General features: G+C 40.9%; 17 protein-coding genes. 14 read left to right on the top strand and 3 right to left on the bottom strand.

The genetic code is table 11. The annotated features are described in order from the left end of the window. Positions 1–39 precede the first annotated feature (39 nt). The 9 genes from ODU37_RS01020 to ODU37_RS00980 all read left to right on the top strand — a co-directional run bounded on the left by ODU37_RS01020 (position 40) and on the right by ODU37_RS00980 (position 11,026). Entirely contained in the window at positions 40–474 is a 435-nt protein-coding gene (locus tag ODU37_RS01020) for a PTS sugar transporter subunit IIA (RefSeq protein WP_014735720.1), read from the top strand. 11 nt (positions 475–485) lie between these two features. Next, complete coding sequence (locus ODU37_RS01015) at positions 486–1,676, top strand: glycoside hydrolase family 88 protein (protein WP_172060103.1); 1,191 nt, start codon at positions 486–488, stop codon at positions 1,674–1,676. A 9-nt stretch (positions 1,677–1,685) separates the two neighbouring features. Then, positions 1,686–2,177: a PTS system mannose/fructose/N-acetylgalactosamine-transporter subunit IIB gene (locus ODU37_RS01010; protein WP_172060105.1), complete on the top strand. Its 492-nt coding sequence runs from the start codon at positions 1,686–1,688 to the stop codon at positions 2,175–2,177. Positions 2,178–2,195: 18 nt separating this feature from the next. Further along, entirely contained in the window at positions 2,196–2,972 is a 777-nt protein-coding gene (locus ODU37_RS01005; protein WP_002936077.1) for a PTS mannose/fructose/sorbose/N-acetylgalactosamine transporter subunit IIC, read from the top strand. After that, positions 2,959–3,774 (top strand): PTS system mannose/fructose/sorbose family transporter subunit IID, encoded by an 816-nt coding sequence (locus ODU37_RS01000; protein ID WP_002936073.1) that lies wholly within the window; start codon positions 2,959–2,961, stop codon positions 3,772–3,774. Before ODU37_RS01005 ends, ODU37_RS01000 begins: the two co-directional genes overlap by 14 nt. Positions 3,775–3,780: 6 nt before the next feature. Beyond that, the gene (yajC, locus tag ODU37_RS00995; protein ID WP_024399466.1) at positions 3,781–4,089 is read left to right on the top strand and encodes a preprotein translocase subunit YajC; all 309 of its coding nucleotides are present in this window, start codon (positions 3,781–3,783) and stop codon (positions 4,087–4,089) included. 92 nt (positions 4,090–4,181) lie between these two features. Further along, positions 4,182–7,697, top strand: a complete 3,516-nt coding sequence (gene hylA / locus ODU37_RS00990; RefSeq protein WP_249562222.1) for a hyaluronate lyase — start codon at positions 4,182–4,184, stop codon at positions 7,695–7,697. A gap of 256 nt (positions 7,698–7,953) precedes the next feature. Further along, positions 7,954–9,930, top strand: coding sequence for a heparinase II/III family protein (locus ODU37_RS00985; RefSeq protein WP_347269328.1), 1,977 nt, complete (start codon positions 7,954–7,956; stop codon positions 9,928–9,930). A gap of 94 nt (positions 9,931–10,024) precedes the next feature. Further along, a complete protein-coding gene (locus ODU37_RS00980; protein WP_029188556.1) occupies positions 10,025–11,026 on the top strand; it encodes a LacI family DNA-binding transcriptional regulator in 1,002 nt (333 codons plus the stop codon). Positions 11,027–11,463: 437 nt separating this feature from the next. On the opposite strand, the gene nrdF is transcribed toward ODU37_RS00980, so the two are convergent. From nrdF to nrdH, 3 genes are all read right to left on the bottom strand, one after another. Further along, entirely contained in the window at positions 11,464–12,423 is a 960-nt protein-coding gene (nrdF, locus tag ODU37_RS00975; RefSeq protein WP_002936057.1) for a class 1b ribonucleoside-diphosphate reductase subunit beta, read from the bottom strand. 824 nt (positions 12,424–13,247) lie between these two features. Next, positions 13,248–15,407 carry a class 1b ribonucleoside-diphosphate reductase subunit alpha gene (nrdE, locus tag ODU37_RS00970; RefSeq protein ID WP_105159098.1) on the bottom strand — a complete coding sequence of 720 codons (2,160 nt, stop codon included), beginning with the start codon at positions 15,405–15,407 and terminating at the stop codon, positions 13,248–13,250. Positions 15,408–15,439: 32 nt separating this feature from the next. Beyond that, the gene (gene nrdH, locus ODU37_RS00965; protein ID WP_004299071.1) at positions 15,440–15,658 is read right to left on the bottom strand and encodes a glutaredoxin-like protein NrdH; all 219 of its coding nucleotides are present in this window, start codon (positions 15,656–15,658) and stop codon (positions 15,440–15,442) included. A 386-nt stretch (positions 15,659–16,044) separates the two neighbouring features. Here nrdH and acnA point away from each other — a divergent pair, with 386 nt between their 5' ends. The 5 genes from acnA (at position 16,045) to ptsP (ending at position 23,170) form a co-directional block, all read left to right on the top strand. Continuing rightward, positions 16,045–18,714, top strand: coding sequence for an aconitate hydratase AcnA (gene acnA / locus ODU37_RS00960; RefSeq protein WP_249562220.1), 2,670 nt, complete (start codon positions 16,045–16,047; stop codon positions 18,712–18,714). Then, positions 18,711–19,829: a citrate synthase gene (locus ODU37_RS00955; protein ID WP_044669855.1), complete on the top strand. Its 1,119-nt coding sequence runs from the start codon at positions 18,711–18,713 to the stop codon at positions 19,827–19,829. The genes acnA and ODU37_RS00955 overlap by 4 nt, the downstream gene beginning before the upstream one ends. 2 nt (positions 19,830–19,831) lie before the next feature. Next, on the top strand, positions 19,832–21,013 hold the full coding sequence (icd, locus tag ODU37_RS00950; RefSeq protein WP_105156217.1) for an NADP-dependent isocitrate dehydrogenase: 1,182 nt from the start codon (positions 19,832–19,834) through the stop codon (positions 21,011–21,013). A gap of 155 nt (positions 21,014–21,168) precedes the next feature. Then, positions 21,169–21,432, top strand: coding sequence for a phosphocarrier protein HPr (locus tag ODU37_RS00945; RefSeq protein WP_002936050.1), 264 nt, complete (start codon positions 21,169–21,171; stop codon positions 21,430–21,432). A gap of 4 nt (positions 21,433–21,436) precedes the next feature. After that, positions 21,437–23,170, top strand: a complete 1,734-nt coding sequence (ptsP, locus tag ODU37_RS00940; protein ID WP_014637790.1) for a phosphoenolpyruvate--protein phosphotransferase — start codon at positions 21,437–21,439, stop codon at positions 23,168–23,170. The last annotated feature ends 200 nt before the right edge of the window (positions 23,171–23,370 follow it).

Genomic DNA, 23,370 nt, shown 5'->3' with positions numbered 1-23,370 from the left:
AAAGTGTAGGTAAACCGGTAAAGTTAAAAGGAGAGAATTATGATTAAAGTGATTGTCGTTGCTCATGGACAGTTTGCTAGTGGGATTCTTACTTCACTAAAGTTAATTGCAGGAGAGGTGGAGAATATTGAGGCAATTGATTTTAGTGAAGGAATGTCGGCGCAAGAACTAAAAGCACGCATCAAATCAGCTATATTAGGCGAAAGAGAAGTTTTGATTTTAACTGATTTACTAGGAGGTACGCCTTTTAAAGTTAGTGTAGAATTAGCAACAGAACAGAAAGAGCAGAATGTTGTCGTTCTTTCAGGTTTAAATCTTGCAATGATTTTGGAAGCGAATTTTTCACGGTTAACAGATGATTTAGAACAATTGGTTGGTAAATTGATTACCACCTCTAAAGATGGAATCGTTGATTCGGTCAGTCTGTTAGCAGAGGATAACTATGATGAAGAGTTATTTGAAGATGGTATATGAGGGAGAAATGCATGATTAAGGATGTTTTGATTGAGTCAATTGCTAAAAAAAGAAAGTTTAGAAATTCCACTCTATTGAGTAAGAAAGAAGTTGAGGCTGCAATAGAATTGGCGATTCAACAACTTGTTATCAATTGTGAATATTTTGGTGAATCGTTCCCGACTCCGGCCACATTTGATAACCATTATCCAAAGATGGATAATACAGAGTGGACAAATGGTTTTTGGACGGGCGAGCTTTGGTTAGGACATGAGTATTCTTTGAACAATGAAATGAAAGCGTTAGCAAAAAAGAATACGACGTCTTTCTTGGAACGTGTCAAACAAAGAATTGAATTAGATCATCATGATTTGGGATTTCTGTATTCACCATCAACGGTAGCTGATTATAAATTGACAGGTAGTAAAGAGGCTTTAGAGGCTTCGCTCTTGGCTGCTGATAAATTAATGGAGCGCTATCAAGAAAAGGGAGGTTTTATTCAGGCCTGGGGGCAACTTGGTAAAGCAGAAGATTATCGGTTGATTATTGATTGTTTGCTGAATTTACAATTACTTTTCTTTGCTTATGAGGAGACAGGTGAGCAGAAATATTATGATGTAGCTCTTAGTCATTTCTACGCTTCTGTTAATACAGTTATTCGAGATGATGCTTCAACATTTCATACCTATTACTTTGACCCTGAAACAGGAAAACCGCTCAAAGGGGTTACCCGACAAGGATTTAGTGATGACTCTTCCTGGGCGCGTGGTCAATCTTGGGGTATTTACGGCATTCCGTTAGCTTACCGTAAAATTAAAGATCCCGCATGTTTAAATTTATTTAAAGGAGTAACCAACTACTTTCTTAATCGTTTGCCAGAGGATAACGTTTCCTATTGGGATTTAATTTTTAATGATGGTAGTGGGCACGCTCGTGATTCTTCTGCGACAGCAATAGCGGTTTGTGGTATTCACGAGATGCTTAAATATTTGCCAGAAGTTGATGAGGACAAGGAAACTTATAAATATGCTATGCACACGATGCTACGGTCCTTGATTGATAACTATGCTAATCGTGAGTTAGCTCCCGGTCGCCCATTGCTTTTACATGGGGTCTACTCTTGGCATTCAGGAAAAGGTGTCAATGAAGGAAATACTTGGGGCGATTATTATTACTTAGAAGCTTTGCTTCGTTTTTATAAAGATTGGGAATTATATTGGTAGGAGGTTAAAATGGCAACACCAAATATTGTAATGGCTCGTATTGATGAGCGACTAATTCATGGACAGGGACAACTATGGGTTAAATCCTTAGGTTGTAATACTGTCATCGTGGCAAATGATAAGGTTAGTGAAGATAAGATTCAGCAGACATTAATGAAAACGGTTATTCCAGATTCAGTAGCTATGCGTTTCTTCTCTTTGCAGAAAGTGATTGATGTGATTCATAAGGCTAATCCTGCTCAAACTATTTTCTTAGTTATTAAAGATTTGCAAGATGCACTAACTTTGGTTAAAGGGGGAGTACCAATCACAGAATTAAATATTGGAAATATTCATAATGCGCCTGGAAAAACGCAAGTAACACGGTCTATCTTTTTGGATTCAGAAGATAAGGCTATAGTGAGAGAGTTGAACGATGTTTATAAGATTCGCTTCAACACAAAGACAACGCCTTCTGGTAATGATGGGGCAGTTGAAGTTAATATATTGGATTATATTTAAAAAATAAGGAGAATTATCATGACGATCAGTCTAATTCAAGCAGCTCTTATTGGTCTGTGGACAGCTTTCTGTTTTAGCGGTCTATTATTGGGGCTTTACACAAACCGATGTATCGTGCTTTCTTTTGGGGTCGGAATCATTTTAGGAGATCTACCAACGGCTTTAGCTATGGGTGCTATCAGTGAGCTGGCATACATGGGATTTGGTGTTGGTGCTGGGGGGACCGTTCCTCCAAATCCAATCGGACCTGGTATTTTTGGTACTTTGATGGCTATTACAAGTGCTGGAAAAGTAACACCAGAAGCAGCTTTAGCACTTTCAACACCTATTGCGGTAGGTATTCAATTCTTACAAACTTCAGCATATACTTTACATGCGGGTGCTCCAGAATCAGCTATCAAACATCTTCGTGCAGGAAACCTTTCTAAATTTAAACGTGTTGCAAATGGTACAGTGATTACTTTCGCCTTTTTAGGATTTGCTCTTGGTTTCTTGGGTGCCTATTCAATGGATACTCTTTTGAAATTGGTTGAAATGATTCCACCAGTATTATTAACCGGATTGAGTGTAGCAGGTAAGATGCTTCCAGCTATCGGTTTTGCAATGATTTTGTCTGTAATGGCTAAGAAAGAATTGATTCCGTTTGTATTGCTTGGCTATGTTTGTGCAGCTTATCTACAACTGCCTGTAATTGGTATCGCAATTGTCGGTAGTATCTTTGCACTTAAAGAATTCTTTAATAAACCAGAACAAGTGGCAGTGAAACAGGAGGAAGCACACGATGACTGGATCTAAACTAACTAAAAAAGATTATCTCAACACTTCTTTACGGGCCTTCTTCTTGCAGAATGGTTTCAATTACAGTAATTATCAAGGGATTGGCTATGCAAATGTCATGTATCCAGCTTTTAAGAAGCATTTTGGTGACGACAAAGAAGGATTAACTAAAGCTTTAGAAGAAAACTGTGAGTTTTACAATACCAATCCACATTTTCTTCCATTCATTACTAGTCTTCATTTGGTCATGTTAGAAAATGATCTCCCAGAAGAAGAGACTCGTGGGATTAAGATGGCTCTGATGGGGCCGTTGGCAGGAATTGGTGACTCACTTTCACAATTTGTATTAGCCCCACTTTTATCTACGATTGCTGCCTCTCTAGCAGGTCAAGGACTGGTTATGGGACCGATTCTTTTCTTCCTTGGAATGAACATTATCTTGACCTCTATCAAGTTGTTGACTGGTTTGTATGGCTATAAATTTGGTACCAGCGTGATTGATAAGTTGAGTGACCAAATGGCAACAATTTCTAAGGTAGCCAATATCATCGGTGTGACAGTTATCTCTGGTTTAGCAGTAACCTTTGTAAAAATTTCGGTGCCAATTACCTTTGCGGCGGGTGAATTAACAGAAGGAGCAGATCAGAAAATTGTAACCATCCAGGGAATGTTAGACAAGATTGCCCCTGCATTGCTTCCTGCCTTGTTTACAATTTTGGTTTATTATCTCATCAAGAACAAGAAATGGACTACCTATAAATTGGTTATCTTGACAGTTATCATCGGTATTTTGGGTAGCTGGCTAGGCATCCTTGCATAAGCAATTATGGATCAACAAACACTCTACTATGCACTAATTATTTTAGTAGCTCTATCGACCATACTTCCTGTACTTACGTCTTATGTCAATCGTAAACGACAACAAAAAGCTCTTGAGGAGCAACTGGAAAAACGCCAACGCTACTTATCAACCTTACAGGCTGGAGATGAGGTTATCCTCTTCTCTGGACTGCATGGTAAAATTATCAAACTAACAGATAGCTTGGTAGAACTACAGATTGCAAAAGGCATTATTGTTTACGTTGAAAAAGAGTCGATTATGGGAAAAGCCAAAGAACTACTTTTTACGAAGTAGTTCTTCTTTCTTTAAGAGAGAAAAGCGATTGCGAAATAAAAAATGTTGTAGTAACATTGTTTTACACTGTATAAAAAGGAAAGGAAATACCAATGGGGATTTTTACCAGTCAAACGAAGCGATATTATAGCATTCGTAAATACAAAATTGGAGTTTGTTCAGCTCTTATTGCGCTGTCTATATTGGGAACAAGGGTTGCAGCCAATCAGTTGCCAAGTACAGAAACAGCTAGTCCACAAACTAGTCAGTTAGTGGAAACCACTTCAGAAGCGACAGAAGTAGCTAATCATACGACAGAACCAGTAACGACAAGTGAGGTCAGCTCTGAAGCTAGTCCTGTTATGTCAACAGAAAGCCAGCCTTCAAGCACCGCTGCAGAAACTCTTGCCAGTCCGCAAGCTGTTCAGGCGACAAAAGAAGAGAAGAACCTAGTAGCCAATGGGGAGTTCATCAGTACAACGGCACCATCAGGAAACTGGAAAGAATCGGCTGCTACAGACTGGGAAACGTGGATTCCGAATGATATTAAAAAAGAAAATGGAGCTGTTTCTATTGATGATGGGAAACTTCATATTTCTTCAACAAATACTTACCGAGTGGCAGTGCACCAAACAGTGGATGTAGATCCTAGCAAGCGCTATCTCTTTAGCTATGATGTAGAAACCAAGGACCTGAAGGGGAGCGGTGTTCGTGTTCGCTTGCGGAGTTTGACTGCAGAAGGCAAGGATTTGAGTCCGCAAGAATTTACTTTCACAAATTTTGTGGCTGGTACACAACAAAGAAAGGTGGAGAAGGAGTTAACAGTTTCTCCCGAAACTCGTAAATTGAAGGTAGAGCTGTTTTTTGAGAATGGTATAGGCCAAGCCTGGCTGGATAACATCTCGCTGGTAGAATATGCTGAAAAAACACCAGAAACACCAGAGTCAAGCCCAGAACTTGTCCAACCTGAAACAGGGAAAATTACCCTTGCTAGCAATAAGGTTTACCTGCCTGTTCGCCCAGACCTGACCTATCGTATTGCGGATGCGACTGTGGCCACTGTGGAGAAAAATATGATTCGTCCGCTTGTGGCTGGAAAGACTCAGGTAGATGTTTATGATAAAGACACTAAACTATCTAGTTTCGAGCTAACAGTTACGGAGCATCAAGCAACAGTCTTTGATACCTTAAGGAACAACTGGGAAGATATTTCTTTAGCCAATAAACGCTACCAATCTAATGATACTCAGATGAAAGCCTTTCTAGGGCGTTTAGATGCCGGCGTAGCTTCTTCTCTTAAAAAATGGGTTGAACCAACAGAGCAGGGCAAAACGATTTTCAACGATATTGACTTTAGTAAATCCAGCCACCTGACAACGGTCTATCGCCGCTTGGAGCAGATGGCTCAAGTAGTTGAGAATCCAGACTCAGCCTATTACCACGACCGCTCACTTATCGATTTGGTCAGAAAAGGAATGAACTGGCTTTACACCAATGTTTATAATGAAAATAAGTCAATTGATGGGAATTGGTGGGATTATGAAATTGGGACTCCGCGTGCAGTTGTCAATACACTAATCTACATGTATCCCTACTTTAGTCAAGAGGAGATTCTAACCTATACCAAACCGATTTCGAAATTTGTACCAGATCCAACCACTATTCGTAAAACCTTGTCCAATCCTGTTCCAGCAGTGGGCGGTAATCAGACGGATTTGAGCAAGGTGGCCATCTTGGAAGGAGCTCTTCGCGAAGATGCTGACCGTGTGAGGGCTGGTGCGCAAGGTTTGACAACGATTATGAAATTTGTAGATAAGGGAGAGGGCTTCTACAAGGATGGCTCCTTTATCGACCACACCAATGTTGCCTACACAGGGGCGTACGGGAATGTCCTTATTGAAGGTTTTTCACAGTTACTACCGGTTATTCAGCCAACGGAGTTTGCCCTCAAGGAAGAACAGACCAACATTCTTTATGAATGGATTGAAAAAGCCTTTATGCCAATATTGGTTCGCGGTGAATTGATGGATATGACCCGCGGTCGTTCCATCAGTCGGGCAACTGGTGAATCACATGTTCAGGCCATGGAGATTTTAAGGTCTTTGGTCCGCATTGCAGAATCGGCTCAGCCTGAGCAAAAAACCAAACTTCTCTCCTTTGTTAAGGCGCAGCTGACCTCTGATACCTTCTATGACAGCTACCGCAGCCTCAAATCCTATAAGGATATTGATTTGGTCAACAAGCTTTTAGCTGATAATCAAATCCCTGCTGAAGTGGATAAAGATTATATTGCAGCCTTCAACAATATGGATAAGTTTGTTTATCGAAGTGCTCAAGAAGGCTTTACCTTTGCCTTGTCTATGTACTCTTCTAGAACTCAAAACTATGAAGACATGAACAATGAAAACCGCAAGGGTTGGTATACAGCAGATGGTATGGTTTACCTCTACAATGATGATTTGAGTCATTACAGTAACCACTACTGGGCAACAGTTGACCCGTATCGCTTACCGGGAACGACAACGACCAAGGACAAACGAGAAGACGGCAGTGGCGAGGTAACTCTTGCAAGTGACTTTGTTGGAGCAAGCCAGTTAGGCAACCGCTTGGCGACGATTGCAATGGATTTCAATAACTGGAATAATAGTCTGACTGCTCGTAAGGCTTGGATTGTTCTGGGAAATAAGATTGTTTTCCTAGGTACTGATATACAGCATCAATCTGCTCAAGGCGCCGTGACAACGATTGAAAATCGTAAACTCTTGACCGGAGAAAAATATAGCTATTACATAAATGGCCAGCCAGTTGATTTGTCCAAAGAAGTAGTGACAGATAAGACTCAATCCTTTTACATGACCAATGGCAAGGACAATCAGTCCATCGGCTATGTCTTCTTGAACCAACTGCCGACTCATGCCAAATTAGATCAGCGAACCGGCAAATGGAGCGACATCAACCACAACCAGTCCAAAGAAGAAGTGAGCAATTCCTTTGTTAGCCTATGGCATGAACATGCACAAACATCAAGTAACTATGCTTATGTCCTTGTTCCAAACCAATCTATGGAAAAAGTAAATCAGGCAGCTGCTAGTGTGAAATTGCTTCATCAAGACAAGGATTTGCAAGTGGTATACGACCAAGAACAGAATGTCTGGGGCGTTGTGAAATACACGGATACAGCCTACAAGCTGACAGATGATATTACCTTAACAGATGCCGGTTTGTATACCATTCAGAAAGTCGAAGGTGGCTATCGCATCGCCTTTTACAATCCGTCTACCCGAACCGTAAAGAATGGCATTGAGTTGACAAAGGCAGGTTCCAGTCTGACTGTTGAGATGGAGCCAACGGCGGCTTATCCATCCACTGTCTGGAAGATTACTATGCCAGAAGGTTCTGATAAACAAACTGGAAGTGTCGAAAAAACAGAAAAAGAAGAAAAACAACTCAAGGAAAACCAACCAAGTCCAGAGGTGAAACAAGTGGTTCATCATGCCGCTGAAAAAACAAAGCTGAGTAAGCCCCGTCTGCCCCAGACAGGAGAAGAAGCAAGTCTAGGTCTTGGTTTCTTAGGTTTGCTAACCTTGGGGGCAGTGGTGGATTTCAAGTGTCGCAGATCGCACTCCTAAATGAAATTCGTGGGTGGAGGGGGAGCGTGAAAGAACTCGACGGATAAAAAAGTTCGTCAACAAGTCTTTATTTCTAGTTGTTGAGCTGAAACAGTCTATCCCCAGACTGTTTCACTCCTACCCCCGCATAGTTGATTAGATCAGATTTGGAGTGTGAAATACGAATTGCTGAGATTTGTTTTGGAACTCCTATCTCCAACCTTTAACAGTCTACTGAACTGTTAAAGCCGATCAATCACTGCGCTGAGATATTGATATGAACTTTGAGGAGTGGATCTGGGCTTTGCCCAGCCTCTCTTCTTTTGGAGAAGCGATAGAGAAAGGACTTGTTATGCAAACAATATTCGAAAAAATAGTAGCTAATCAGTCAGCAGAGTCGGTCAAAACCTATATTCTCAATCAACAAGATGCAGCTTATAAAGAGCTTCTCCTTTCCTGTCAAAATTTATTAAATGATATTTTTATCTTTGAAGACAATTGGGATATGGAACCTTGTTCAGTCGGGTATCATCTTGCTCCTCTTGACTGGACAGCCGACTGCCATGGGGATGAGGAATGGACCTTTATGCTCAATCGGCAGGAATACTTGTGGAAATTAGTTTTGGCCTATCTGGTTGAAAAAGATTCGCACTACATGGAGCAGGTTAAACGGTTTATCTTTAGTTGGATAGAACAAGTGACAGATTGGCATCCTAAAAGAACGAGCAGTCGCACCTTAGATACGGCTATCCGCTGTCTAAGCTGGCTCAATATTCTCCCATTTTTAATTGATTGGGGCGGACTAAGTGAAGCTGAGCGTAGCCAACTGTTAGTATCCATTCAAAAACAATTATTTTATCTTCACAGTCATTACCGTGCCAAAGATACGTTGAGTAATTGGGGAATTTTCCAGACTGGCGCAATGCTCTTGGCCCATGCTTATATCGGCGATCAGGTGGATTTAGTAGAGCTTCACCATTTTGCTCGTCAGGAAATCGAAGAGCAAATTCAAACTCAGATATTGGAAGATGGAACTCAGTTTGAGCAGTCTTTTCTCTACCATGTGGAAGTTTATAAACTCTTGCTAAGACTAGCTTTCAGCTTGCCAGATTATCGAAAACAGTGGACACCTATTTTGAAAAATATGGCAGACTATGTCTTACAGATGACGGGACCAGATGGTAAAAGTGTGGCTCTTGGCGATAGCGATGTTCATTGTACTTCTGACATCTTACAGATGACTGCGATTTTCTTTGAAGATGGCACCTACCTAGTAGATAATTCCAAGCTAGATTTAGGCGTTCTCTTCTTGGTCGGAGAAAATGGCTTGCGCATATTTGAACACTTGACCGCTCAACCCAGCTCGTCAGGGGGACAACATTTTTCTGAATCAGGTCACAGTATTGTCAAAGAAGTGGACAGCTATTTATGTTTCAAGGCCGGTCCCATGGGAAGTGCCCACAGCCACTCTGACCAAAATAGCTTGTGCTTTTACCATAAAGGACAACCAATCGTAATAGACAGCGGTCGTTTCAGCTACCGTGAATGTGAGGAGCGCTATTTGCTTAAAAGTGCTTGTGCTCACAGCACTTGTATCCTTGATGACAATGCTCCAGAGCAGATAAAGGGTTCATGGGAATATGACACATATCCTCAGTTTATTAGTCACAGTTATAAGGGTTTTGAACGCTGTCATTGGATGCAGGGCATTTATCAGGCTCAGACCAGCCAAGGCTTGCCTTACTGGCATAAACGACAGCTCCTTATGGTTGGAGGCGATTTATTGCTGATAGTGGATAGCGTTGATTGCTCAGGTCAGCATGAGTTGACCAGTCAATTGATTTTAGATGAAAGGGTCAAGATTGGAGAAGAGCGGTTAAATGATCTTCGGCTATATAGCCAAAAGGATTTTGAAATCCAGAAAACCGTGCGTTCTCCCCGATACAACCAACTAGTAGAGACCAATAAACTGGTCAAAAAAGAGAGTTTTCGAGATCGATTAGTTACATTTACTTTGTTAGCAGATGAAGCGATTCGTGTCAAGCAATTGCCAGTTTACCAAACAGACTATCATTTGATAGAAAGTGGTTTGGCTTTTAGCTGTCAAGGAAAGGGAATGAATATTCTGTTAGTGGTTTCTGATAATGATATATATAAGGGAGAGAAATTACTTCAAGTGGCTGGTTATAAGTTGAGAGGTAAGTGCTTAGTAGTGGATAGGGATAAGAGACAAGTTGTCCGACTCAAAAATTAGAAGGGACAGAAAAATACAGTCATTTCTGTGCAAAATAACTGATAAAGTACGGATAGTATGATAGAATAAAGTAATAAAAGGAGGTATCGGTAAGGTGTCAGAGAAGTTTACCATCAAAGATATTGCAGAACTGGCTCAGACTTCAAAAACAACAGTTTCCTTTTACTTAAATGGTAAATATGAAAAGATGTCCAAAGAGACACGCGAAAGAATTGAGAGAGTCATTCGCGAAACAGACTATAAACCCAGCGTTGTTGCGCGGAGCCTAAATTCAAAAAATACTAAGTTGATTGGAGTATTGATTGGAGATATTACAAATACATTTTCCAATCAAATTGTCAAAGGTATAGAAGAAGAAGCGCATAAGAGTGGCTATCAAGTTATCATCGGAAACAGCAATTACAATCAAGAAAGCGAAGATAAGTATATTGAGAGCATGCTGATGTTGGGTGTAGATGGTTTTATTATTCAGCCGACATCGCATTTTAGAAAATATTCGCGCATTATTGAGGATAAGAAAAAGCATATGGTTTTCTTTGACAGTCAACTTTACGAACATCGTACCAGTTGGATTAAGACAAATAATTACGATGCTGTCTATGATGCAACTCAACTATGTGTAGAAAATGGCTATCAAAAATTTATTCTTATTACAGCTGACATTAGTCGCTTAAGTACACGGATTGAACGAGCTACAGGGTTTATGGATGCTTTGTTAGATTGTAAACAAAGTTATCAAGATTTAACAATTGCAGATGAAAATACGGACATAGAGGAAATTAAACGTTTTCTTCAAGGGGTGGTAAATCCTCAGGAAAAGACCCTAGTGTTCGTTCCGAATTGCTGGGCGTTACCTTTAGTTTTTAATGCTATGAAAGAACTTAAATATGACTTTCCTCAGGTTGGTCTTTTGGGGTTTGACAATACTGAATGGACAAATTTTTCATCCCCTACTATCTCTACCATTGTTCAACCCGCCTTTGAAGAAGGGTGTCAAGCAACAAGGATGCTGATCAATCAGATTGAGGGTGGAAACCAAGTGGAACGACAACAGGTTTTAGATTGCACAGTTCATTGGAAAGAATCTACATTCTAAGTTAAGTTAAATTTTACTTCTTAGGAAGAGGAGCAGAACGAAGTAGGATATTCGGATTGAGAGCTCACTGAAATCCTCCTTGACTCGCCTAATATATACAAAAAAATAGGAATTTTCCCTTAACTGGTGGGAGAATTCCTATTTTTATGCCAATCTTATCAAGATTGCATATTAATATTATATATATGATTTTAAACTCAACAGATTTCTATAGTCTTTTAGTACTAGGCAACGAGCTGCAGACAGCTTGTACAGTCGAGTGACTGTGCAAGGTTGGAGATAGCACTTGCGGAGCAAGTCACCCCTGCAGAGTACGGCAAAGCGAGTTCAAACCCTCCGGTGGAGTGTTTGAAGTTGGAAATCCACGCTCGTCGAAGTAATTAAAGAGAAACAAAATGACTATAAAACGGAAAAATAGAAATGATATTTTTCCAGATCTACAACCCATATAAATAATCATCATCTGTCATAGCTTCCACTTCACCAAGAAGATAGCCGTTACCAACTTGGGAGAAGAAGTCGTGGTTAGATGTACCGGTTGAGATACCGTTCATGATGATTGGGTTGACATCATCTGCTGAATCTGGGAAGAGTGGATCCTGACCCAAGTTCATGAGGGCCTTGTTGGCATTGTAACGAAGGAAGGTCAAGACTTCCTCAGTCCATCCAACTGCATCATAGAGGGAGCGTGTGTAGCCTTCTTCATTTTCATAAAGTTGGTAGAGCAGGTCGTACATCCAGTCACGGAGTTTGTCCTGTTCTTCCTCGGACAATTCATTGAAACCAAGTTGGAACTTGTAACCGATGTAGGTACCGTGCACAGACTCGTCACGGATGATTAGCTTGATAATTTCCGCAACATTGGCCAGCTTGTTGTTACCAAGGTAGTAGAGTGGCGTGAAGAAACCAGAGTAGAAGAGGAAGGTTTCTAGGAAAACGCTGGCTACTTTCTTTTCAAGCGGTGTACCTGTTTCGTAGATTTCGTTGATAATCTTTGCCTTGCGTTGCAAGTATTCGTTGCTGTTGGTCCATTCAAAGATGTCTTCAATCTCAGACTTGGTGTTCAAGGTTGAGAAGATAGAAGAATAGGATTTGGCGTGAACAGATTCCATGAATTGGATATTGTTGTAAACAGCTTCTTCGTGCGGTGTACGAATATCGTTGCGAAGAGCTTGGACACCTGTTTCAGATTGAAGGGTATCCAAGAGGGTTAATCCACCAAAGACCTTGCCAACCAGGTCTTTTTCTTCAGCAGTAAGTTTACGCCAGTCATCCAAGTCGTTTGATAATGGGATACGTGTATCGAGCCAGAATTGCTCGGTCAACTTTTCCCAAGTTGACTTGTCAATAACATCCTCAATGGCGTTCCAGTTTATGGCTTTGTAGTAGGTTTCCATCATATTCTCTTTCTTTTTCTTATACTTCAAATATTATATCACAAATAGATAGTAGCCTGTAAAAAATCCCCTAAAAGGGATTTTTAATCGAGCGCTCATTAGTTGCTTTACATCATGAACGACAGTGTCGTAAGGTAGTAAGCTAAGCTACCAATAGCAGTTAGCGTAGATACGGTAGTTGGCTTGCCAACAGCTAATCCCTTGCAAGTTACGACCTGAGAAAAGTCGTTCGAACTTAACGACTTTTCGAGGTAGTAAGCCACTTAGGTACTGACTATATGGTCAGTACCTAAGTGGCTTGAAATCGAGTTTGGGCTAAGGACTTGGCAAAAAAGATAAATCCCTACGAGGCTGGGCAGAAAGTCCAGCCTCGCTTCTCAGAGTTCGTGTCAACATCTCAGCGCAGTGGTTGATTGGCAGATTTGTTCGTGTTTCACACTCCAAATCTGACCTAATCAACTGTGCGGGGGTGGGAAGACGAACTCTTTTTAGACTGGTCGAGTTCTTTCCCACTCCCTATGCTATTTCCTATTTTCTCATTTCCCACTTTCAACAGTCTATCAGACTGTTGAAACGCCCTCACATATTACGACACGTAGAAACTGAAGACGATATTTCTTCAGTTTCGGAGTTAGTAAGGTAGCTAGCTAATCCGCCGATAGCGGTTAGCGTAGATTAGCTAGTTGATTTATCAACAGCTAATCTTGCTACGTCAAAATCGAGTTCGGGCTAAGGACTTGGCAAAAAAGATAAATCCCTACGAGATGTAAGACATCTCTATGGTATTTCCTATTTTTGCTGTGCCCTTTTGACGCCCTCACATCTTAGATCACACAACTTTCACATTGATTTGCGCCGACTTCTTCGCCGTCATCGGTAAAGGTACGGATGTAGTAGATAGACTTGATACCTTTGTTGAAGGCGTAGTTACGAAGGATAGAGAGGTCACGTGTAGTTTGTTTGTTCTCTTTTTTCCATTCATAGAGTTCTTTTGGAAGTTCGCTGCGAAGGAAAAGAGTGAGTGACAAACCTTGGTCGACGTGTTCTGTTGCAGCAGCGTAGACATCGATGACTTTGCGCATATCCATATCGTAGGCAGACTTGTAGAATGGAATAGTTTCTGTTGCCAAGCCAGCTGCTGGATAGTAGATTTTACCGATTTTCTTCTCTTGGCGTTCTTCAATCCGTTGTGTGATTGGGTGGATAGAAGCAGAAACGTCGTTGATGTAGCTGATAGAACCGTTTGGAGCAACAGCTAGTCGGTTTTGGTGGTAAAGACCATCTGTCGTGACTTTCTCACGTAGGTCAGCCCAATCTTGTCCGCTTGGAATGAAAATCCCTTCAAAGAGTTCTTTGACACGCTCAGATTGTGGTTGGTAATCCCCAGTCACATACTTGTCGAAATAAGTGCCGTCTGCGTATTTTGATTTGTCAAAATTATGGAAGGTTGCCTTGCGTTCCCGGGCGATATTATTTGATTCTACCAAGGTCCAATAGTTGAGGAGCATGAAGTAGATGTTGGTAAATTCTACGGCAGTTTTTGAACCGTAATCAATCAAGTTCTGAGCCAAGTAAGAATGAAGTCCCATAGCACCAAGGCCAATTGAATGCGCCTGACTGTTTCCTGCTTCAATAGATGGTACAGCTGAAATGTGTGAATGATCTGTGACATAAGTCAAAGCGCGTGTCATTGTACGAACAGAACGTCCAAAATTAGGTGACTTCATCAGGTTGACGATATTAGTTGAACCGAGGTTACATGAAACGTCAGTACCCATGGTCAAGTATTCTTGCGAATCGTTAAGAATGCTTGGTGTTTGAACTTGAAGGATTTCCGAACAGAGGTTTGACATGATAATCTTGCCGTCAACAGGGTTGCTACGGTTGGCAGTATCGATGTTGATAACGTATGGATAGCCAGACTCTTGTTGTAGTTTGGAAATTTCTGTTTCTAAGTCACGTGCCTTGATTTTTGTCTTACGAATGCGAGGGTTTGCCACCAATTCATCGTATTTTTCTGTGATGTTAAGGTAGCTATAAGGGACACCGTATTCCAACTCAACTGAGTATGGGCTGAAGAGGTACATATCTTCGTTTTTACGTGCCAATTCGTAGAATTTATCAGGAACGGTGATACCGAGTGATAAGGTCTTCACACGAACTTTCTCATCGGCATTTTCTTTCTTAGTCGAAAGGAAGGAAATAATATCTGGGTGGAAAACATCCAGATACACTACCCCAGCCCCTTGGCGTTGCCCAAGCTGGTTAGAATAGGAGAAGCTGTCTTCGAAGAGTTTCATAACAGGAACAACCCCAGAAGCCGCCCCCTCATAGCCCTTGATTGGAGCGCCTGCCTCACGCAAGTTGCTGAGGGAAATACCAACACCACCACCGATACGGGACAATTGCAGAGCAGAGTTGATAGAACGCCCGATCGAGTTCATATCGTCAGTGACTTGAATGAGGAAACACGATACCAACTCACCACGGCGGGCACGACCTGCGTTGAGGAAAGAAGGTGTTGCTGGCTGGTAACGAAGGTGAATCATTTCGTTAGCCAAGTTCAAGGCCAACTCTTCATTTCCTTCTGCAAAATACAAGGCGTTGAAGAGAACACGATCTTCCATACTTTCCAAGTAATAGGCGCCATCATTTGTTTTGAGGGCATACTGATTGTAGAACTTGTAAGCTGCCATGAAAGACTTGAAGCGGAAATTTTGGTCTTTCAAGAATTGATCGATTTTGATGATAAATTCTGGACTGTATTGGTCCAAAAACTTTTTTTCAAGGTAATTTTCTTCTAATAGATAAGCAATTTTGTCTAAAATACTATCAAATTGCTTGGTATTTGGGAGGACGTTTTCTTTAAAGAAGGCCTTAACCGCTTCTTGGTCCTTGTGGAGTGGGATTTGCCCATTAACAGGACGGTTGATTTCGTTATTTAAACGGAAGTAGGACACATCGCCTAGCTCTTTTAAACTCATAGTCGCAATCTCTTTCTATAAACAGTAGGGAGTTAAACCAAGGCTTTTAGTTTTCCTGGTTGAAAACCTGAGAAAACATCATTTTCAGTTTCGATAACAGGTGCAGCTGAGAAACCGAGACCTTTTACGTGATCGATAAATTCAGGCTGTTCATCTAGATTGATTTCTTTATAATCTACACTATGTTGGTCCAAGAATTTCTTGGTCATTTTACACTGTACACAATCATTTTTTGAATAGATCGTTACCATTCAATTTCTCCTTTGTCCATGAGGGATTAATAAAAAATCCCAATTTTGTTACCAATCTAGGATACAAGATTTTAAGGTTAAAGTCAAGAAGGAAGTTTATTTAAAATCACAAAATATAGTGCACAATATTTTTATAAAACACCATATATTGTACCTCCGCTCATTGCCGCTAAGTCGAAAAATAGCGTTTACATAGCTGTTTCTATTTAGTTTGAGAACCCTAACAATCTCTCGGTAAAATATAGATTAGCTTTTCTGCAAATGTCATAATATTTTGAAGGAAACATGTAGTGTTACAAAATATGACATTTATAGTTATACATGTATTGAATATATATTACCTTTTGTACTATACTATTCAATAATGCTGAAAGAGGTTATAAAATATGGAAAAATTACATAGAAAAAGCTTATTTCATAAAGGGAAAGAATATTCATATTATGCATTGGATTCGATTTCAACGAAAGAAAAAGTGGATATTCATTCGCTTCCCTATACTATTCGTATTTTATTAGAAAGTCTTTTAAGAAAAGAAGATGATGTGGATGTTACAAAAAATCACATAATGGAGTTGCTTCATTATCAGGCTGCATCTCCTAAAGGAGAAATCCCCTTTAAACCTAGTCGTGTTATTTTGCAAGATTTTACAGGTGTTCCTGTTGTGGTAGATTTAGCCTCCATGCGTGATGCGGTGGTGAAAGCAGGTGGAAACCCTGAATTGATTAACCCAGAAATTCCAGTGGATTTAGTCATCGACCACTCTGTTCAAGTTGATTTTTTTGGGACTGAAGATGCTCTGGAGAAAAATATTGCCTTAGAGTTCGAAAGAAATAATGAACGCTATGAATTTCTAAAGTGGGCAGAGAATTCCTTTGAAAATTATCGTGCAGTGCCTCCAGCGACAGGAATTATCCATCAGGTAAACATTGAATTTCTAAGCGATGTTATTATCAACAAGGATGGTTTGCTTTATCCAGATTCTATGTTTGGTACAGACAGTCATACGACCATGATTAATGGTATTGGTGTACTTGGTTGGGGTGTGGGTGGTATTGAGGCGGAAGCTGCAATGTTGGGTGAAGCATCTTATTTTCCTATCCCTGAGGTGATTGGTGTTCGCCTAGCAGGGCAATTGCCTAAGGTTGCTACTGCAACGGATTTGGCTCTTAAGGTCACTCAACTTCTACGTCAGGAAAATGTAGTTGGGAAGCTTGTCGAATTCTTTGGACCAGGTTTATCTTCTCTCACATTAGCGGATCGAGCAACTGTTTCCAATATGGCTCCAGAATACGGTGCGACTTGTGGCTATTTCCCGATCGATGGAGAAACTTTACATTACATGAGATTGACCAACCGTTCGGAGGAGCATGTGGAGTTGACAGAAGCCTATGCTAAGGCTAATTATTTATTCTATGATGCTGAACGTTTTCCGTCTTATAGCAAGGTTTTAGAATTGGATTTATCGACAGTAGTTCCATCTATTTCTGGTCCTAAAAGACCACAGGATTTGATAGAATTAACAGATGCAAAAGCAGAGTTTCAGGCTAGTTTAATACGTGAAGTAGGTGTGCGTGGATTTGGTTTGGAGGAAGCAGAGTTAGATAAAATAGCCACGGTTAAGTATGTTGAAGGAGATGAGCAAATTCAAACGGGTCATGTTGCTATTGCGGCGATTACCTCGTGTACAAATACCTCCAATCCGTATGTCCTTTTGGCGGCAGGATTACTGGCAAAAAATGCGGTAGAAAAAGGTTTGGCAGTTTCTAAGACGGTCAAGACGTCATTGGCACCAGGCTCAAAAGTAGTGACTGGCTATTTGAAAAAATCAGGTTTGCAGACCTATCTAGATGCCTTAGGGTTCAATTTGGTTGGTTATGGTTGTACAACTTGTATCGGTAACTCAGGTGATCTGCGTCCTGAAGTAGCGGAGGCGATTAAGGAAGAAGATTTATTGGTCTCTGCGGTATTATCTGGAAATCGTAACTTTGAAGGACGGATTAATCCATTGGTAAAAGCTAATTTCTTAGCGAGCCCACCGCTTGTTGTTGCCTATGCTATTGCGGGAAATATAAATGTAGATTTAACAAGGGAACCGCTGGGGTATGATGAGAAGCAACAAGCTGTCTACCTCGCAGACATTATGCCAAGTCATGAGGAGGTAGATGACTACATTGAGCGTTATGTGACTCGTGACCTTTATAAGGAAGAATACCAACAGGTATTTACAGATAGTCAGGCTTGGAATGCGATTGAAACAAAGACAGATAAGAATTACAATTGGAATTCCTCTTCTACCTATATTCAAAATCCGCCCTATTTTGACAATATGCAGGCAGATTTATCCATAAAACCACTGGAAAATTTATCTGTCTTGGCTAAATTTGGCGATTCTGTAACGACAGATCATATTTCCCCGGCAGGGAATATTGCACGATTGAGTCCAGCCGCTCGTTATCTCGAAGAGAATGGCATTGCTTATAAGGATTTTAATTCTTATGGAAGTCGTCGTGGAAATCACGAAGTCATGATGCGTGGGACTTTTGCAAATATTCGTATAAAGAATGAGCTGGCAGATGGAAAAATTGGTGGTTGGACAAGAGTTGGTGATGAGATTCTTCCTATCTATGATGCGGCTATGAGTTATAAGGAAGCTGGTGTCGGTAGTATTGTTATTGCTGGTAAAGACTATGGGATGGGGTCAAGCCGTGATTGGGCAGCCAAAGGTTCAAGTTTACTTGGTGTGAAGGCTGTTCTTGCTGAGTCATTTGAGCGGATTCACCGTTCAAACTTAGTGATGATGGGTGTTCTTCCTTTACAATTTTTAGAAGGTCAGTCGGCAGAAAGTCTTGGCTTGACTGGACACGAAAGCTATACAATCGACTTGCCAGAAGATGTCGGTGTTGGTCAAATTGTAACAGTCCATGCGCAAACAGACGATGTTACAAAGGAGTTTCAAGCTCTGGTGCGGTTTGATGCGGAGGCGGATATTCGTTATTATCGCCACGGAGGTATTTTACCTATGGTAGTAAGAAAGAAACTAGGAGGAAAGGTATGACAGAAACGAATGGGTTAAAAGATGCGATTGCCTGTGATACGCGAATCAGTGCAATTGAAAATGACCGCTTGTCCTATGCAGGATATGACATTGCTGAATTGATGGAGAATAACGCTTCTTTTGAGGAAGTCATCTATCTTCTGTGGAACCTGCATTTGCCAACTCAGATTGAATTAAATTATTTTGAGAAAAGTCTGCGAAAAGAATATGCGATTTCAGATGCGGTAGAGCAATGTATTCTGATTCAATCACGGCGACATTTGCATCCTATGAGCGTGTTGCGTTCGACAGTATCTCTCCTTGGAGTATATAATGTACACGCTGAAGAGAATTCGTTGGAAGCTTTGTATGAACAATCTATTCAGATTATGGCCAAGGTTCCGACGATTATTGCAACATTTGCTCGTTTGAGACGTGGATTGGTTCCAATCGAACCGCGGTCTGATCTGGGTTTTGCGGCGAATTTTCTTTATATGCTGAATGGTGAGGAGCCGAGTGATTTGCAAATCAAAGCGTTTAATAAAGCTTTGGTGCTTCATGCTGATCATGAGTTGAATGCGTCTACTTTTGCTGCGCGTGTCACGGCATCAACGTTAACGGATTTATATTCTTGTGTCACCACGGCAATTGGGACTCTGAAAGGCTCATTGCATGGTGGTGCAAATGAACGAGTGTTTGACATGTTGCTGGCTATTCGTGAGAGTGGTGATACCGAGAGATATTTGCAGAAGAAGCTGGATTCGAAGGAAAAAATTATGGGATTTGGCCATCGAGTCTATAAAACGGTTGATCCTCGTCAAGAGTATTTGAAGGAGATGGCGCGTGATTTGACATTCGGAACAGAAGATGAAGCGTTTTATAGATTGTCAGAGGAAGTAGAGAGCTTTATTAAAAACAAAAAAGGTTTAATTCCAAACGTAGATTTTTATTCGGCAACAGTTTACCATGTGCTAGGTATTGATAGTGATATTTTTACATTGATTTTTGCAATGAGCCGTATGGCAGGGTGGATTGCACATGTCCAGGAACAACGGAAAAATAATAAATTGATTCGTCCGCGCTCTTCCTACTTAGGTGGTAGGAATTTGGTTTACATCCCGATTGGAAAGAGGTAAATATGGCAGAAAAAATCCTGATGAGAGAGGGACGGTTAATTGTCCCAGATTGTCCCGTTATTCCTTATATTGAAGGAGATGGTATTGGCAGGGATATTTGGTCAGTCAGTCAAAAAGTTATTGATGCTGCAGTGAAAAAAGCCTATACAGGTCAACGTTCTATTCAGTGGAGGGAGGTTTTTGCAGGAGAAAAGGCTTATGAATTAACAGGAACTTCTTTGCCGAATGAGACATTGTCAATAATCCGTGAGTATTTAGTTGCAATCAAAGGTCCCTTGGGGACGCCGATTGGGAAAGGTCATCGTTCTCTTAATGTTGCACTTCGTCAAGAATTAGATTTGTATGCCTGTGTGCGTCCGATTCGCTATTTTAAGGGAGTGCCAAGTCCGCTGAAAGAGCCTGAAAAGACGGATATTACTATTTTTCGTGAAAATACAGAAGATATTTATGCAGGTATTGAATGGGAGGCTGGTTCAGATGAAGTTGCCAAAGTCATTTCCTTTTTGCAAGACGAAATGGGAGTGGTAAATATCCGTTTTTCAGAATCTTCAAGTATTGGTATCAAACCGATTTCGGAAGAAGGGAGTAAACGCCTCATTCGCTCTGCAATAGAATATGCCCTAGAACATCAATTGAAGATGGTGACCTTAGTTCATAAGGGAAATATTCAAAAGTTTACAGAAGGCGGCTTCCGCAAGTGGGGTTATGAATTGGCGAAAGAAGAATTTGCTACAGAACTTGCAGAGGGGACTTTGGTAGTAAATGACATTATTGCGGATAACTTTCTGCAGCAGATTTTATTGGCGCCGGAAAACTTCCAGGTGGTTGCTCTTACAAATCTCAATGGAGATTATGCATCAGATGCTCTTGCGGCTCAGGTCGGAGGAATAGGCATCTCACCGGGTGCTAACATTAATTATCAGACAGGTCATGCCATCTTTGAAGCGACACATGGAACTGCTCCTGATATTGCAGGAAAGGATTTGGCTAATCCATGTTCCCTCTTGCTTTCGGCTTGTATGATGTTGGAATATATTGGCTGGAAAGAAGCGACTGTTTTAATTATTCAGGCCTTGGAGGACGCTTTTATAAATAAAAATGTTACGCTTGATTTTGCTAAAATTTTGGACGTTGCTCATCAATCTACTAGTCAATTTTCAGAAGTTCTAATAGATTCTATTTAATGAAGAAAAAGTAAAATGAACCTATCTTTTTATGACGGAAACATGAAAGAAAGGTAAAAAAATCTTGAAAATGATTTCAAAAAGTGGTATAATGTCCTTTGTAAGGGTTATCACAAATAACTCGCAATTTTGTAAAAATAAAGGAGAATCCAAATATGGCTTCAAAAGACTTCCACATTGTGGCAGAAACAGGTATCCACGCACGTCCAGCAACTTTGCTTGTGCAAACAGCTAGTAAATTTGCTTCAGACATCACTTTGAACTACAAAGAAAAGTCTGTTAACCTTAAATCTATCATGGGTGTTATGAGTCTTGGTGTTGGTCAAGGCGCTGACGTAACAATCTCTGCTGAAGGTGCTGATGCTGACGACGCAATCGCAGCTATCACTGAAACAATGGAAAAAGAAGGATTGGCATAAGAATATGACAGAAATGCTTAAAGGAATCGCAGCATCAGATGGTGTTGCTGTTGCTAAGGCATATCTACTCGTTCAGCCAGATTTGTCCTTCGAAACTGTTACAGTTGAAGATACAAATGCAGAGGAAGCTCGTTTGGATGCTGCTCTAGAAGCATCTCAAAACGAGCTTTCTGTTATTCGTGAGAACGCAGTAGCTAGCCTAGGTGAAGAGGCCGCAGCCGTATTTGATGCACACTTGATGGTTCTTGCTGACCCAGAAATGATTGGTCAGATTAAGGAAACAATTCGTGCGAAGAAAACAAATGCTGAGACTGGTTTGAAAGAAGTTACGGATATGTTTATCGCTATCTTTGAAGGTATGGAAGATAACCCATACATGCAAGAGCGTGCCGCAGATATTCGTGACGTAGCCAAACGTGTATTGGCACACTTGCTTGGTGTTCGCTTGCCAAACCCAGCAACTATCGACGAAGAGTCAATCGTTATCGCACATGACTTGACACCTTCAGATACAGCGCAATTAAACAAACAGTTTGTAAAAGCTTTCGTAACGAACATTGGTGGTCGTACAAGTCACTCAGCTATCATGGCTCGTACACTTGAAATTGCTGCTGTTTTGGGGACAAATAACATTACTGAAATCGTTAAAGACGGCGATGTATTGGCTGTTAACGGTATCACAGGTGATGTAGTGATTAACCCTTCTGAAGAAGTGATTGCAGAATTTAAAGCAGCTGGTGAAGCCTATGCTAAACAAAAAGCTGAATGGGCTCTTTTGAAAGATGCTCAAACAGTTACAGCTGACGGCAAACACTTTGAATTGGCAGCAAACATCGGTACACCAAAAGACGTTGAAGGTGTAAATGATAACGGTGCAGAAGCTGTTGGTCTTTACCGTACAGAATTCTTGTACATGGACTCACAAGACTTCCCAACAGAAGACGAGCAATACGAAGCTTACAAGGCTGTTCTTGAAGGTATGAACGGCAAGCCTGTTGTGGTTCGTACAATGGATATTGGTGGTGATAAGGAGCTTCCTTACTTCGACCTTCCACACGAAATGAACCCATTCCTTGGTTTCCGTGCCCTTCGTATCTCTATTTCTGAGACTGGTAACCAAATGTTCCGTACTCAGTTGCGTGCCCTTCTTCGTTCATCTGTACATGGTAAACTTCGTATCATGTTCCCGATGGTTGCCTTGTTGACTGAATTCCGTGCAGCAAAAGCAATCCTTGATGAAGAAAAAGCAAACTTGTTGGCTGAAGGTGTAGCAGTTGCAGATGATATCCAAGTAGGTATCATGATTGAAATCCCTGCAGCAGCAATGCTTGCAGACCAATTTGCCAAAGAAGTTGACTTCTTCTCAATCGGTACGAACGACTTGATCCAATATACAATGGCTGCAGACCGTATGAACGAGCAAGTTTCATACCTCTACCAACCATACAACCCATCAATCCTTCGCTTGATCAACAACGTTATCAAGGCTGCGCATGCAGAAGGTAAATGGGCTGGTATGTGTGGTGAGATGGCTGGTGACCAACAAGCTGTTCCACTTCTTGTAGGTATGGGCTTGGATGAGTTCTCTATGAGTGCAACATCTGTACTTCGTACACGTAGCCTTATGAAGAAACTTGATACAGCTAAGATGGAAGAATATGCTCACCGTGCCTTGACAGAATGTGCAACGGCAGAAGAAGTTCTTGAACTTCAAAAAGAGTATGTTGATTTCGATTAATCATTGAAAAAAGCAGGGAATTGAATCCAATGTCATTAAGTTAACTAACCTATCACATTTTGTGGTGGGTTATTTTTTATGTTACACTAAAAATAAAAGGGGAAAAGTCATGCTAGATCAGATTAAAGCTCATTTACTTGATAGTATTAACGACATCGTTTCCACCGCAAACCAGTTTGTGCTTCATCCTGAAAAAGATT

Origin of the sequence: Streptococcus sp. 2021WUSS109, from assembly GCF_044427305.1 — a bacterium.
GTDB lineage: Bacteria > Bacillota > Bacilli > Lactobacillales > Streptococcaceae > Streptococcus > Streptococcus suis.
The sequence above is the reverse complement of the archived record's forward strand: the minus strand, read 5'-3'. Positions and strand labels throughout refer to the sequence as shown.